We start from the raw sequence: 14,246 nt of genomic DNA on the forward strand, positions 1-14,246 counted from the left end.
CCGGACAGGTTTGNCTGTCTGCCAATTCTTCAAGGTGCCAATCGCTTGTAGATATTCTTCCATACCACTTTGCTTCACTCGGTCATAATACTGATACAATCGTTGTTTTACATAGCCAATATCGGTTTTCCCCATTGCTTTTGCCTCTTCAAACCAGCTGCGAAAAGCCTCTTTCAGCTTATAGGCGACTCGTAGTTCATCCGATAGATCGAGGTATCGGTTCAGATACCAGCGCTGCTTCTCGGTTAGTTCCTCCTGCTTCTTGTAAAAGATATGTTTCATCCGTTTACACTTTTTCCGGTCGTATTCATGGAAGTTCTTTTGGACTCGCCTGCGCACCTTTTCCAAAGCCCAATAAATATACCGACAAAAATGGAAACGATCGGCCACAATGATGGGGCTTCCCACCGCCTTCCGGACAGCTGACTTAAAACTATAGCTCATGTCCATGATGACCTTCCGGACATTACCCCCTTTTTCCCGAAGGTACTGCTTGACGGTTTTGACGGATCGATCAGGCAGGATATCTATTGGATTTCCGGTCTCTCCATCGCCAATGATGACCTGGTATTTCCCCGCATTGGTATCGCCTTTATATTCATCAATCGCAATCACTTCTGGAAGCTCTTCCACCTCTTGAAGTTCTGGTGTGGCCACCTGATCGAACCGGCGAATGGCTGTAGCTTGTGAGGTACGGAACTGCGCAGCGGTATCCTTGAAGTTCATCCCCTGGATCACCCGAAGGCCAAGTGCCTGGTTCCACTCTCTTGAATGACGCTGATAACGGTCCACCATCGGATTGGCTTCTGCGAATCGTTTACCACAGGAACAGGCATAGCGTCGTTTGCGGTAAAACAAATAGGTGGTTCGTTCAAATACCTTTAAGTGCTGGATTTTCTGTATTCGGTAATCATGAACGCGGGAAGTCTGGTTACCACACGCCGGACAGGTTTGCGCCTGCCTGGGCATCTCCACCTCCATGTGGTAAGCTCCCTCCACCTCTTCTACTTTCTTGATAGAAACACTTTCTAATCCGGGTAATGTCATGTTAGAATGCATGTACACACAACTCCTATTTGCTTGTTTCTTGGTCAATTCAAGTGTAGTAGAGATAGGAGCTTGTGTGTATTTTTTATGCGGAATTTTTCTAAAACCCCAACAAATATTGTAGAGCCATATAAAAAGACCCCGAATTTCGGAAAAAAACTTTTTAACGAAATCAGGGTCGTGGCTGCTTTTCTTAATTAGGCATTGAATAACGTACTTATAGAGTGAAAGCTGGTAGATATATTCCAGAATCAGTAACGAATTAAAGTAGGTAATCCCACGTCATGCTTCGCTTTTTTCCACCATTCCATTAGAATTCTTACCTTCGAAGTCATCAAGCACTGCCCGCACATCATCTGTTGACTTAGTACTCATCAATTGATTTCTTAATTCACTCGCCCCCCGGAATCCTTTTACATAAATCTTGAAAAAGCGAAGAAGCGGTTTGAAAGGACGCGGCTCGAATTCTTGCGAATATTTGTCATGGAGATCAAGGTGCAGTCTTAACAGATCTAGCAATTCCTTACTGCTATGATCTTGGGGTTCCTTTTCAAAGGCAAATGGATTGTTGAAAATACCGCGCCCGATCATGACCCCATCCACATCATATTCTTGTGCGAGCTTCAACCCGGTTTGACGGTCGGGAATATCCCCATTGATTGTCAACAGGGTATCTGGTGCCACTTCGTCGCGAAGTTTCTTGATCTCTGGGATCAGCTCCCAATGGGCATCTACTTTGCTCATTTCCTTCCTCGTACGCAGATGGATGGAAAGATTGACAATGTCCTGTTTGAGCAAGTGTCCTAACCATTCTTTCCACTCGTCTACCTCTGTGTAGCCGAGCCTTGTTTTCACACTTACTGGCAAACCTCCTGCCTTCGCTGCTTGTATGATTTCAGCTGCCACGTCGGGACGGCGGATAAGGCCGCTGCCCTTCCCTTTTGGTGCAACATTTGCTACCGGGCAGCCCATGTTGATATCTATCCCCTTAAACCCTTGCTTCGCCACACCGATACTCGTTTGCCGGAACAATTCGGGCTTATCTCCCCATATATGGGCAACCATTGGCTGTTCATCTTCTGTAAACGTCAAACGCCCGCGCACACTTTGGTTTCCCTCTGGGTGACAATAACTCTCTGTATTTGTAAACTCTGTGAAAAACACATCAGGTCTTGCTGCTTCACTCACCACATGACGAAAAACAACGTCCGTCACATCTTCCATTGGTGCCAGTACAAAAAATGGCCGTGGTAAATCGCGCCAAAAATTATCTGTCATTTTTAATTCCATTCCTCTCATCACGGGATACCAAAATACATCCTTATCCCCAAAATAAAAAAGCAAAATGGCTTTGCTCCCTTTACACTTATACCATGGTTAAGCACACTTTATCAAACAGTAAAAGCTAAGTAGTTAAATATTCCCAATCTTTCAGATAATTAGATAAACCTTCCTATTTTTCAGAAGATTATTGTTTTTCGTAAAGGGGTCGTTTAGGATAGTATTTAAGGGATTTATTACCAAAAAAGGAGGACGAAGGATGAAATAGTTGTTAGAAGTCTTATTGCTTTCTTGGCAGTTCTTTTATTGCCGGCCGATAAAGTATCAGCAGCACCTGCGCCGGAATTAACAGATGTCCAAATATTCAGGGTTACTTCGGACGCAGCCAATTATGTATGGGAAGATATTAACTTTAACCAGCAAAGTCTGTGAACCCAATAGGGGAGAAGCGGGATCTTAGCCGTCTTTGTAGAAGGCACGATTCAACCAGGTACACTCCGAATTTATAATAATGGAAATAATATCACCTCCCAAACCTTTAAAGCCTTAGATGATGAATACGTTACTGACAGCGGTAATAATGTGATAGGCACAATTAAGTATATTGGCTTTGGCTTTCCGTTATCCACTGTTTCAAGTGGAAGATTCACCATTTCCGCGAACAATTACTACCCGCCAAATAATACAATATATGAAAACTTATATATTGAAGTAGAATAGGAGTTTTAAGGATATGAGAATTAGCCCCGATAATACACAATTCGCCGCTTACAGCCGTCTTACGGTTTCCGCTCATTTACGGAACCAATTAAAAGATGGTACAAGCATGCGCGAACAACAGGAAAATCTCTCTTTTTCTAAGTTTCAGGAACTTCTGGAAGAAGAAAAAGTTGTGAATCAAAAAAATGTTAGAGAGATGTCTAACTTTCATCGGAATGCTTTAGAAACACAAATGAATTACACAGACAATCTAAAACGTACCCAGGAAGTGAAAGGTATCATGGAAAAAGCATTCGCTTTAGGATTGGTGGATGAAGATAATACCCTGATTAATAAGTTTGATCAAAAAGCCTGATACCAGGAACAAACTACGAAACAGCCTTTTCCTTAGAAGAAGGCTGTATTTTTTTGTTACTTATTATGCATAAAACGACCCCGAATCCGCAATGAATCATCTCAACGAAATCAGGGTCGACTATAAAAATTTACTTTTTCTGTACAATTGCAATACATATCTGATTTCTACCCAACCCTCCAACCCACATTCCACCGTCGGTGTCATAATAAAGTTTTGCTACGGAACCCTCATTTTTACACTTTTTTGGTTCAAAATTGACCGTTTTTCGGGCCTTTTGGGCTGTTTTTTCTTGGTTTTTGGCGCTTGGAATAAAGATTTGCGAAATATAACAGAAGAAAGAGTGGAGAAAAGAGGTGAAGAATAAAGATAAAAACATTGGATGAGTATTGTTTCTTATTGAGATTGTATGGAGGTGGGATATTGGATAAACCCAGTAAAAACAAGGTTTTAGGAACATAACTGTATTGAAAAGATATTGGAAAAGACATGAAAAACTCGGGCTCCTGATGAGTGAAGCCCGAGATATTATTGGGTTTTATATTGAAAAAGCAATTGTTTATTATTACAGAATTGGTATTGGGATTAGCAAGAGTATATTATGGTTGTCAAGTGTTTAATATTGATCTATATAGTAGATAAAAGAGCTATAGAGTTAAGCATATCTTATATAAGTGATAATTAATACTTTTAGTTAAACCAGTACAATTATACCTAACAATTACTCCTCATTAAGTTGATAGCAAAGTTGAACAACACCGGAGGAAAATCTTTTTGTATCAACCAAGCGAAGATTTACTCTTTCCTTTATGTCAATAAACAAAGGTTTTCCTTCCCCTAAAATAACAGGATGAACAGATAACCTAAATTCGTCTACTAGCCCTAACTTAATAAAAGTTGTAATAAGACTTGATCCACCATATAGCCATATGTCTTTACCAGGCATTTTCTTTAATTTATTTACTTCTTCAACAATATTATCATTTATAAATATTGCTCGATTATCAGTCTCTCTTTGTGTTCTGGAAAACACAAATTTGTCTTTACTATGAACGAGTCTCCAAATTTCTTTTTCGATATCCGAATCTTCAGTTGTTGGATTATATCGTCCCCATAAATCATAGCTTTTTCTACCATACAGAATCGTATCAATTTGATTCAGGAATTCAGCGAAATTCATATCAGGGTCCATAATACACCAGTCAATTTCTCCATTCGGTCCTTCAATATATCCATCTAAAGTAACTGCTAAATCTAAAATCACTTTTCTTGTTCTCTCGTTAATGTCCATACTTTTATCTCCTTTCTTCTTTTACAATTTCCTTTGTTGATAAAACCATAAGGTAGTAACTATAATATACGTAAAACATGACAAGTAATGACATGATTAAATAAAAAAGGTGAGGAAAATGTCAAAAGCCAAGCGTCTATTAGATATTCTTCTGTTTGTTACTAATAGAAAAAAGTTTACTGCACAAGAAATAGCGGATGAATTTAATATATCTATTCGTACTGTACATAGATACATATTAGATTTATCTGATATGGGATTACCAATATACTCTGAACAAGGACGAAATGGGGGCTATACAGTATTAACAAGTAGACTTCTTCCTCCAATTTTATTCACAGAAGAGGAAGCTGTTTCTATCTTCTTTGCTTTTCAATCTTTAAACTACTATCGTAATCTGCCTTTTGACACTGAAATTTCTTCGGTTGAACATAAATTATATAGTTCACTTCAAAGTGAAGCCAAAATCAAAGTAGATAAAATTCGTTCTTATATTGCTTTTTGGAACCCGAAAAGAACTATCGATACTCCATTGTTAAATGATATTTTAGAGCATTCTATTGAGAATAAAAGTATATACATTCAATATGAATCAAAATCCGGTATAAGAAAAAAATACATCCGTCCAATCGGTGTATATGCCCATGATGGATTATGGTATTTACCTGCTTACGATTATCATAAGGAAAAAATATTACTGTATCGTGTAGATCGAATCCTTTCCATCTTATCAACTGAAATAAATAAAGATGAATTTATGAATTTAAAAGAATGGTTCAACTTTCGGGAAGTAAAAAAACCAACTCGATTGCATGTGCATTTAACTATGGAAGGTGTCCGACAATGTAAAAGCGCACCTTATTTGGAAGGTTCTGTAGAAACGAATGAAGATGGAACTGGATACATAGATACGATCATTGATAAAGGAGAACTTAATTTTATTACATCACTCTTTTTAAGACTTGGAAGTCATGCACGTATTTTGGAACCAAACGAATTAATCGATGGTTTACGAAAACAAGCTGAGGAAATATTAACTATGTATGAAAGATAAAGTTTTATATTTCCTGTGGCTATACTATATTATTTTGCGTACATTAGTGTAGAAAAGAAGTTTAAAGAAAGGATAAAGTATTCTAACAGTATTTATTTCTTAATGAGATAATATTGAATAGGGTTCTTAACAAACCCAGTAATTACAAGGATTTAGGTACATAACCATATTGATAATATGTTGAAAAGACTTTGAAAAAACTCGGGCTCCTGATCAGGAAAACCCGAGTAATTATTGAGTTTTGTATTGAGAAATCAAATGTTTATTATTACACAATTGGTGTTGGGATTAGTCAGAGTATATTATGGTTGTCAAGTGTTTAATATTGATCTACATCAGGGTCGAGTATAAAAAATTATTTTTTCAACTGGATTTCCGCCACAGCCTCAATATGCCCTGTTTGTGGGAACATGTCGACTGGCTGTACCTGCTTGGTTTCATAGCCACCGTCTTCCAAAATGCGCAGGTCTCTTGCGAGTGTAGACGGGTTACAGGATACATAGACGATTCGCTCCGGCTTCATCGTGATCATTGCTTCCAGCAAATCCTCATCACAGCCTTTTCGCGGCGGGTCTACCACGATGACATCCGGACGCAGTCCTTGCGCTGTCCACCATGGCATCACTTTTTCTGCTTCTCCAACATAGAATTCCGCATTCTCGATATGGTTGAGCTTTGCGTTTTTCTTGGCATCGGAAATAGCTTCAGGAACAATTTCCACACCGTAAACCTTCTTGGCTTTCTGGGCGAGAAACAAGGAAATCGTGCCAATTCCGCAATACGCATCAACGACTGTTTCGCCACCGGTTAACGCTGCGTACTCCAAGGCAGTGTCATAAAGTCTCTTCGTTTGCGGTGGGTTCACCTGGTAAAAGGAACGAGCAGAGATAGCGAATTGAATATCGCCGATATTGTCGTAAATGTACTCATTTCCCCATAATACCTTGGTGTCTTTTCCAAAAATGACATTGGTCTTCTTTTTGTTCACGTTATGGACGATGGACTTAACGTGCGGGTAAGTCTCATGAATTTCCTTGACCAGCTCCTCCTGATGGGGGAGTTTTTCTGTCCTCGTAATCAGGACGATCATTGTCTCGCCTGTTTCTTGTCCAGTCCGCACCATGATGTGGCGCAGCACTCCTCTATCGTGCTCCTCATCATATGCAGAGATGCCAAGACGGTCGGCCATACGGCGGACGACTTCCACCATCCGGTCGTTGACCTCATCCTGGATTACACAACGATCCATCCCTTCAATGATTTTATGGCTGCGTTTCTGATAAAACCCGGTAATCAGCTCTCCATCACGTTCTCCGACAGGAATCTGCACCTTGTTACGATAGCGCCAAGGATCCTCCATGCCGAGAACCGGATGAACCGGTACATCTTCCAGATGGGCAATTTTGCGCAAGGCATTCTTTACTTGATTCTGCTTCATTTCCAGCTGCATTGCATAACTCATATGCTGTAACTGGCATCCGCCACACTGGACGTACACATCACATGGGGGCTCAACCCTTTCCGGGCTGACTTCTTTTATATCCAACAACTTACCGAATCCGAAATTTTTATTTACTTTGACAACCTTCACTTCAGCGGTTTCGCCAGGCAAGGCGTATGGAACGAACAACGGATAGCCTTCTATTTTTCCGACTCCTGCCCCTTCATGGGTCAAATCGTGAAAAGAAAGCTCGATCGTTTGATTCTTTTTTACTGGTGGCTTTTGTTTAGCCATATCTATCATCGTCCTTCTTGTCAATTGCTGACAAAAGTTTATCACATATAGGGAAAGAAGGGAAATATCTATTCATAAACTGACATTTGCGGTGATTTCCCGGGAAATATATGCCTTTTCGACATTTCCTTTTTCCATCTTGTTACCTCTTTCTGTAAAGCTTTTTTAAGCGATTTCTCCTAGTATAGTCAGTTGACTAAAAGAAAACAAAAGACGCACCGGCAGGAATACCGTGCGTCTTGTTATATTAGGACTTTTCCAGTCTTGCTGCTTTTTTTGCTTCTTCTTTTTCCACAAAGCTTTCCGGTACAAAATACTCTATGTGGCGGTAAAGGTTGACGAATTCTCCCGGCAAATCGCCACCGTATTCCCCGTCAACATTCAGCTGCATCTTTTCTTCCGTGTGTACTTTAATCCGGTTTGCCCTTGTATGGAATAAGAGTGGATCATCCAAATGAGCTCCTCTTAATGCCAAGGTGGCAATACGGATAAACTCAGCTATGTTGGCTTTTTTCAATATTAGCAGATCGAACAGGCCGTCATCCATGGTCGCGCCTGGTGCCAATTTTTCAAAGCCGCCTACAGAATTGGTGTTTGCAACCAAAAACAGCATGATTTCGTCCGTGAATACTTTGCCGTCATACTCGATGGTTACTTTGGTCGGGCGTAACGATGGCAGCATTTCGACTCCCTTCAAATAATACGCCAGTTGACCAAGCACGGTTTTAAGCTTGCTTGGCACTTCGTAAGAAAGCTCTGTCAGCTTCCCACCGCCGGCTATGTTCATGAAATATTGGTCGTTTACCTGTCCGATATCAAGTGCTTTGACCCGATCTTCCAGGATGACATCCACCGCTTTTGCAATATTACGCGGAATGTGCAGCGCACGAGCCAAGTCATTGGTCGTCCCGACAGGAATGATGCCTAGCTTCGGCCGGTATTCATTGCCGGCAATGCCATTGATGACTTCGTTGATTGTTCCGTCTCCGCCAGCTGCGACTACGATATCAAATTTTCGATCCACCGCTGTCTGAGCAGCCTTCGTAGCGTCTCCCGCACAGGTAGTAGCATGGGCCGATGTTTCGTACCCTGCTTGTTCTAACGATTGAAGAACGCCGGGAAGTTCTTTTTTAAAGGCTTCTCGACCTGATGTTGGATTGTAAATAATACGGGCCCTTTTCATAAGGTCTCCCCCTGTTCCATCTATCATTGCAGGCAGCTGCCAAAAACAGTCTGCCTAATACAAAAAACAAAGACAAGCACCGTTTGCTAGTCCATCTTCCATCATAGCCCTTTTCTGTTGGTTTGAAAAGTTTTTTTACCATAATTTGAATCAAGAATCACATCAAACCTGCAACAAAGCTTGATATTGTTGGATTTTCGCATGTTTAAAAAGAGGATCGCTCCATGATGGAAGCCATCCCCCTTTTCGCTATATTAGCGTTTATCCATTTCCTCTTTCAAAATCTTGTTGACCATTGGCGGATTTGCCTGGCCTTTTGTAGCCTTCATCACTTGACCGACCAAGAATCCTAGTGCGCGGTCTTTTCCATTTTTATAGTCGATGATTGACTGTTCATTTTCGTCGAGGATGCCGGTCACAATTTCCTTTAACTGTCCTTCATCGGAAATTTGTACGAGCCCTTTGTCCTTGACGATTTGTTCTGGATCTCCGCCTTTTTCCACTAGCTCAGCGAATACCTTCTTCGCGATTTTAGAAGAAATTGTTCCATCCTCGATCAGCTTGATCATTTTCGCCAATCCTTCTGGTGTCAAAGCAAGATCATGCAGTTCGACCTGCTGTTTATTCATGTAGGCAGACACTTCCCCCATGAGCCAGTTGGAAGCCTGCTTGATGTCTGCACCCTTTTGAATGGCTTCTTCGAAGAAGTCCGACATTTCCTTCGTACTCGTTAGGACCATTGCATCGTAGGCAGGAAGCTCCAATTCGTTTATATAACGCTGCTTACGGGCATCCGGCAGCTCCGGAATTTCCGAGCGAATACGCTCTTTCCAAGCTTCATCGATATACAACGGCACCAAGTCCGGTTCCGGGAAGTAGCGGTAATCGTCCGAGCCCTCTTTCACGCGCATCAAAATCGTTTCCTTTGTTTGTTCATCATAACGGCGTGTTTCCTGCAGGATTTCTCCTCCAGAAAGCAGCACTTTCTGCTGGCGCTTTTCTTCGAACTCGAGCCCTTTTTGGACAAACGAGAAGGAGTTCAAGTTTTTCAGTTCCGTTTTCGTACCGAATTCCTCCTGTCCGATTGGACGAATGGACAAGTTGGCGTCACAACGTAACGAGCCTTCTTCCATCTTACAATCGGATACGCCGGTGTACTGAATGATGTTTTTCAGTTTCTCCAAATAAGCATACGCCTCTTCCGGAGAGCGCAAATCCGGCTCCGAGACGATTTCGATCAGTGGCGTGCCCTGACGGTTATAATCAACCAGCGAGTATCCGTCGTCACTGTGCGTAAGCTTACCGGCATCTTCCTCCAAATGGAGTCGGGTAATTCCGATTTTTTTCTTCTGCCCGTCTACCTCGATTTCAATCCAACCGTTTTCTCCGATCGGCTGGTCAAACTGGGAGATTTGATACGCTTTCGGATTGTCCGGATAGAAATAGTTTTTCCGGTCAAATTTTGTGTCGGTGGCAATCTCACAATTCAGCGCCATTGCCGCCTTCATCGCAAAGTTGACTGCCTCCTCGTTAAGTACCGGCAGTACTCCCGGATAACCTAAATCAATCGGGTTGACGTTGCTATTCGGTTCAGCGCCGAAGTGGTTGAAGCTAGGGCTGAATATTTTGGAATCTGTTTTCAATTCGACGTGGACTTCCAAGCCGATGATTGTTTCAAAGTTCATTAGTTGGCACCTCCCAATTCAGGCTGTTTTTTATGGTGGTCGGTTGCCTGTTCAAACGCATAAGCGGTCCGCAGCATCGTTGCTTCGTCAAAATGCTTGCTGATGATTTGCAGTCCGATCGGCAATCCCTCACTGGAGAAGCCGCACGGTACGGACATACCCGGGACGCCTGCAAGGTTTACCGGGATCGTCAAAATGTCGTTCGTGTACATAGTAAGCGGATCATCGATGATTTCCCCGACCTTGAATGCAGGAGTCGGAGTCGTCGGTCCGACGATGACATCGTAATCTTCAAATACTTTTTCAAAGTCATTTTTGATTAATGTCCTTACCTTTTGTGCTTTCTTGTAGTAAGCATCATAGTAACCGGAGCTCAATGCGAACGTTCCGAGCATAATCCGGCGCTTCACTTCATCGCCAAATCCTTCGCTGCGAGAGCGTTTGAACATGTCCAGCATGTTATCTGCCTGCTGGGAGCGAACACCGTAACGGACACCGTCAAAACGAGCCAGGTTTGCCGAAGCCTCGGAAGAAGAAAGCAGATAGTACGCTGCTACTGCATAGCGTGAATGTGGCAGAGATACTTCTTCCCAGGTAGCACCTAAATCTTCATATACTTTTAAAGCATCAAGCACTGCCTGTTTCACTTCAGGATTAACCCCCTCGGATAAGTACTCGGAAGGTACAGCTATCTTTAATCCTTTCACACCCTGGGCGAGAGTCTCTGTATAGTTAGGAATTTCGACATTTGCAGAGGTAGCATCCATCGGATCATGCCCGACGATTGCCTGCAGCAAATGAGCATTGTCTTCCACCGTACGAGTGATCGGTCCGATTTGATCCAGGGAAGAAGCAAATGCGACTAATCCGAATCGGGAAACAAGTCCATAGGTTGGTTTTGAACCGACGACGCCACAAAAAGCGGCTGGCTGACGGATCGATCCGCCTGTATCGGAACCTAGTGAAAAGAACACTTCCTTTGCTGCAACTGCTGCAGCAGAACCACCGCTTGAACCACCTGGAACATAATCGGTATTCCACGGATTACGTGTCGCAAAGTAACTGGAGTTTTCATTGGAGGATCCCATGGCAAACTCGTCCATGTTCAACTTTCCAATTGTCACGGTATTTTCTTTCTGCAGTTTTTCGATTACGGTTGCATCATACAAAGGATCGGTAAAGTTATCGAGAAACTGACTGGCACATGTGGTGCGCAAGCCCTTGGTTACAATATTGTCCTTAATCCCGATTGGCAGACCAAACAACAGGGAATTGGCGTCTCCTGCCTGTTGATCAAGCTCTTCTGCCTTGGCCTTTGCCTTTTCCTCATCCAGCGTCAGAAACGCTTTGACTTGATCATCGACCTCATGGATGCGATTGTATGACTCAGCAACCAAATCGCTGACGGTTATTTCTTTGTTATGTAGCTTGTCCTGTAACTGTTTTAACGTATAATCAAAAAGCGACATGCTTTGTAAGCCTCCCTATTCAAGTATTGATGGCACACGGAACTGACCATCTTGTTTGTCTGGCGCATTCTTCAGCGCGTCTTCTTTCTCAATCCACTTTCTAGGCTCATCCTTGCGCATGACATTTTTCAAGTCCAAGACGTGAGTAGTCGGTTCTACATCATCGGTGTTCAATTCGTTCAAGCTTTCCGCATAATGGATAATAGCATCCAACTGTTTTGTCATTTTTTCGGCTTCTTCCTCGCTGATCGCCAAACGGGCCAAATGGGCCACATGTTTTACCTGTTCCTTCGAGATGTTGGACATCTCAGTCACCTCCGCTTATTTTATTCGTCTATAAAAAGGCTCTCCGCTTTTAACGGTTTGACAAGCCACTTGTTACGAATAGAAGCAATATTTATGATAATAGCAAAAAAACCGGACGATTGGCAACTTGTACAACAGTCCGCTATCTGCTATTTTACCACGTTTCGACAGCTTGCTGAAACGGAATACCTTAATGAAGAAAAAGGCTTGCCCATTAATCATTAACCCTCAAACGGACAGCCCTTTCCTCTTCAAGGAATATAAAGAAAAAAAATCACCAGTGCACCTATTTGCACTGGTGATCTTCTTAGACTTCAGAGCCTTTCCCTTTCGAACAGCTCCCAACAATTTAATATTGAGATTTTGCTTCTTCAAACTCCGCTTCAGCCTCTGGATGCGGCTTGCCTGCCATACTGACAAGCACTGCGACGATTAGGTTAAGCACAAAGCCTGGGACGATTTCGTAAAGGTCGAAAATGCCGCCCGATAAAAAGTCTCCCCAGATAACAACCGTGATAGCCCCGACGATGATTCCAGCAAGGGCACCGTTTCTGGTGATGCCTTTCCAGAACAAGGACAGTAAGATAATCGGACCGAATGCGGCACCGAACCCTGCCCATGCATAACTAACCAAATCCAATACGGAACTCTCTGGGTTGGAAGCAACAACTGTGGCAATCAAAGCAATAACAATAACAGCTGCACGGCCAACCCATACCAATTCACGCTCGCTTGCGTTTTTGCGTAAAATCGCTTTGTAAAAGTCTTCTGCTACAGCAGAAGAAGAAACAAGCAGTTGCGAGTCAATGGTACTCATGATAGCAGAAAGGATTGCTGCCAACAGGATACCGGCGATAATTGGATCGAACAAGATCTGTGAGAATGCAATAAAGATTTTTTCCGAGTCTGCCAGCATTTGTACACCGTTCTCATTGACTACTTCAATACCGAATTGAGACAGCATGCCCACGTCCTGGGTATTGATAAACGCAAGACCGGCAAAACCGGTAAACACGGCTCCATACAAGCCAAGAATCATCCACGAGGTACCGATGAATTTAGCCATCGGAACATCCTTCGGTGAACGCAGCGCCATAAAACGCGTGATGATGTGTGGCTGTCCAAAGTAACCTAGCCCCCATGCAAAGGATGAAAGGATAGAAATGACACCAACACCTGCCACCATATTCAGATGGGAAGGGTCGATTTGACCAACTGCATCAACTGTAGCATCCCAGCCACCGATCACAAAAATGGCACGAACTGGAACGACAATCAATGCGACAAACATTAAGATCCCTTGAATAAAGTCAGTCCAGCTTACTGCCAGGAAACCGCCAAGGAATGTATAAGAAACAATAACGATAGCACCGATCCACAGTGCCTGATTGTAGGATAAGCCAAATGATGCTTCAAACAGCTTGGCGCCACCTACCATACCGGATGATGTGTAAAAAGTGAAGAAAACTAAAATGACAATAGCTGAAATTACACGCAGTATGTGGGATGAATCGCGGAAACGATTTTCCAGGAAATCTGGAATCGTGATAGAGTTGTTAGAAACTTCGGTGTATACACGTAAACGCTTAGCGACAAATTGCCAGTTAAGATAAGCCCCGATTGAAAGTCCAACTGCCATCCAGCCTTCTGCAAGACCAGTTGCATAAATGGCTCCAGGTAAACCGAGTAATAACCAACTACTCATATCCGAAGCACCGGCACTTAAAGCGGCAACACCAGGTCCGAGCCTTCTGCCTCCAAGTACGTAATCTGATAAATCATTCGTTAAACGATATGAAATTACTCCGATTAATAGCATACCGATCAGGTACACAATAAAAGTTATTAATGTAGCTGTTCCCATGTTTTCCTATTCTCTCCTCTCAGTAAATAACGTGATAATGGACAAGATAATCAAAATTGGCATAGGTACAAATAGCCAAAACCAGGTGGAACCAGTGAGTGCGAAATCCTCCATTTTTCCCCCTCCTTTTTTTATACATTATGTATGCATTTTCGTTTTTATCATTGCGTGAAGGGTAAAAGCGAAAATACAGACAGAACTACTTAACTATATCATATATCATTTTTCAGAACATTAAAATATTTATTGAAACAAC

11 protein-coding genes and 1 pseudogene are annotated in these 14,246 nt (G+C 42.4%); 3 read left to right on the forward strand and 9 right to left on the reverse strand.

Annotation, left to right across the window (positions count from 1 at the left end):
• Positions 1–15 precede the first annotated feature (15 nt).
• Positions 16–1,065 (reverse strand): annotated as a pseudogene (locus BN1067_RS02085) (ISL3 family transposase); the annotation flags it as partial.
• A 264-nt stretch (positions 1,066–1,329) separates the two neighbouring features.
• Positions 1,330–2,325, reverse strand: coding sequence for a tRNA dihydrouridine synthase (locus tag BN1067_RS02090; protein ID WP_110943302.1), 996 nt, complete (start codon positions 2,323–2,325; stop codon positions 1,330–1,332).
• A gap of 736 nt (positions 2,326–3,061) precedes the next feature.
• Here BN1067_RS02090 and BN1067_RS02095 point away from each other — a divergent pair.
• A complete protein-coding gene (locus BN1067_RS02095; protein ID WP_053217275.1) occupies positions 3,062–3,403 on the forward strand; it encodes a hypothetical protein in 342 nt (113 codons plus the stop codon).
• A 721-nt stretch (positions 3,404–4,124) separates the two neighbouring features.
• Here the strand turns inward: BN1067_RS02095 and BN1067_RS02105 are convergent.
• The gene (locus tag BN1067_RS02105; RefSeq protein WP_053217277.1) at positions 4,125–4,694 is read right to left on the reverse strand and encodes a dihydrofolate reductase family protein; all 570 of its coding nucleotides are present in this window, start codon (positions 4,692–4,694) and stop codon (positions 4,125–4,127) included.
• Positions 4,695–4,812: 118 nt separating this feature from the next.
• Here BN1067_RS02105 and BN1067_RS02110 point away from each other — a divergent pair, with 118 nt between their 5' ends.
• Complete coding sequence (locus BN1067_RS02110) at positions 4,813–5,748, forward strand: helix-turn-helix transcriptional regulator (protein WP_053217278.1); 936 nt, start codon at positions 4,813–4,815, stop codon at positions 5,746–5,748.
• A 355-nt stretch (positions 5,749–6,103) separates the two neighbouring features.
• Here BN1067_RS02110 and rlmD read toward each other — a convergent pair whose 3' ends face one another.
• From rlmD to gatC, 5 genes are all read right to left on the reverse strand, one after another.
• Positions 6,104–7,483: a 23S rRNA (uracil(1939)-C(5))-methyltransferase RlmD gene (rlmD, locus tag BN1067_RS02115; RefSeq protein ID WP_053217279.1), complete on the reverse strand. Its 1,380-nt coding sequence runs from the start codon at positions 7,481–7,483 to the stop codon at positions 6,104–6,106.
• Between the two features lie 247 nt (positions 7,484–7,730).
• Positions 7,731–8,666, reverse strand: coding sequence for a diacylglycerol kinase (locus BN1067_RS02120; RefSeq protein WP_053217280.1), 936 nt, complete (start codon positions 8,664–8,666; stop codon positions 7,731–7,733).
• Between the two features lie 254 nt (positions 8,667–8,920).
• Positions 8,921–10,351: an Asp-tRNA(Asn)/Glu-tRNA(Gln) amidotransferase subunit GatB gene (gatB, locus tag BN1067_RS02125; RefSeq protein ID WP_053217281.1), complete on the reverse strand. Its 1,431-nt coding sequence runs from the start codon at positions 10,349–10,351 to the stop codon at positions 8,921–8,923.
• Positions 10,351–11,820, reverse strand: a complete 1,470-nt coding sequence (gene gatA / locus BN1067_RS02130; protein WP_053217282.1) for an Asp-tRNA(Asn)/Glu-tRNA(Gln) amidotransferase subunit GatA — start codon at positions 11,818–11,820, stop codon at positions 10,351–10,353. The genes gatB and gatA overlap by 1 nt, the downstream gene beginning before the upstream one ends.
• A gap of 15 nt (positions 11,821–11,835) precedes the next feature.
• The gene (gatC, locus tag BN1067_RS02135) at positions 11,836–12,126 is read right to left on the reverse strand and encodes an Asp-tRNA(Asn)/Glu-tRNA(Gln) amidotransferase subunit GatC (protein ID WP_053217283.1); all 291 of its coding nucleotides are present in this window, start codon (positions 12,124–12,126) and stop codon (positions 11,836–11,838) included.
• A gap of 93 nt (positions 12,127–12,219) precedes the next feature.
• Here gatC and BN1067_RS20370 point away from each other — a divergent pair, with 93 nt between their 5' ends.
• On the forward strand, positions 12,220–12,351 hold the full coding sequence (locus BN1067_RS20370; protein WP_267893594.1) for a hypothetical protein: 132 nt from the start codon (positions 12,220–12,222) through the stop codon (positions 12,349–12,351).
• Positions 12,352–12,475: 124 nt separating this feature from the next.
• On the opposite strand, the gene putP is transcribed toward BN1067_RS20370, so the two are convergent.
• Positions 12,476–13,990, reverse strand: a complete 1,515-nt coding sequence (gene putP, locus BN1067_RS02140; RefSeq protein WP_053217284.1) for a sodium/proline symporter PutP — start codon at positions 13,988–13,990, stop codon at positions 12,476–12,478.
• Positions 13,991–14,246 lie beyond the last annotated feature (256 nt).

Origin of the sequence: Virgibacillus senegalensis (assembly GCF_000821245.2) — a bacterium.
In the GTDB taxonomy this organism is placed as follows: Bacteria; Bacillota; Bacilli; order Bacillales; family Amphibacillaceae; genus Sediminibacillus; species Sediminibacillus senegalensis.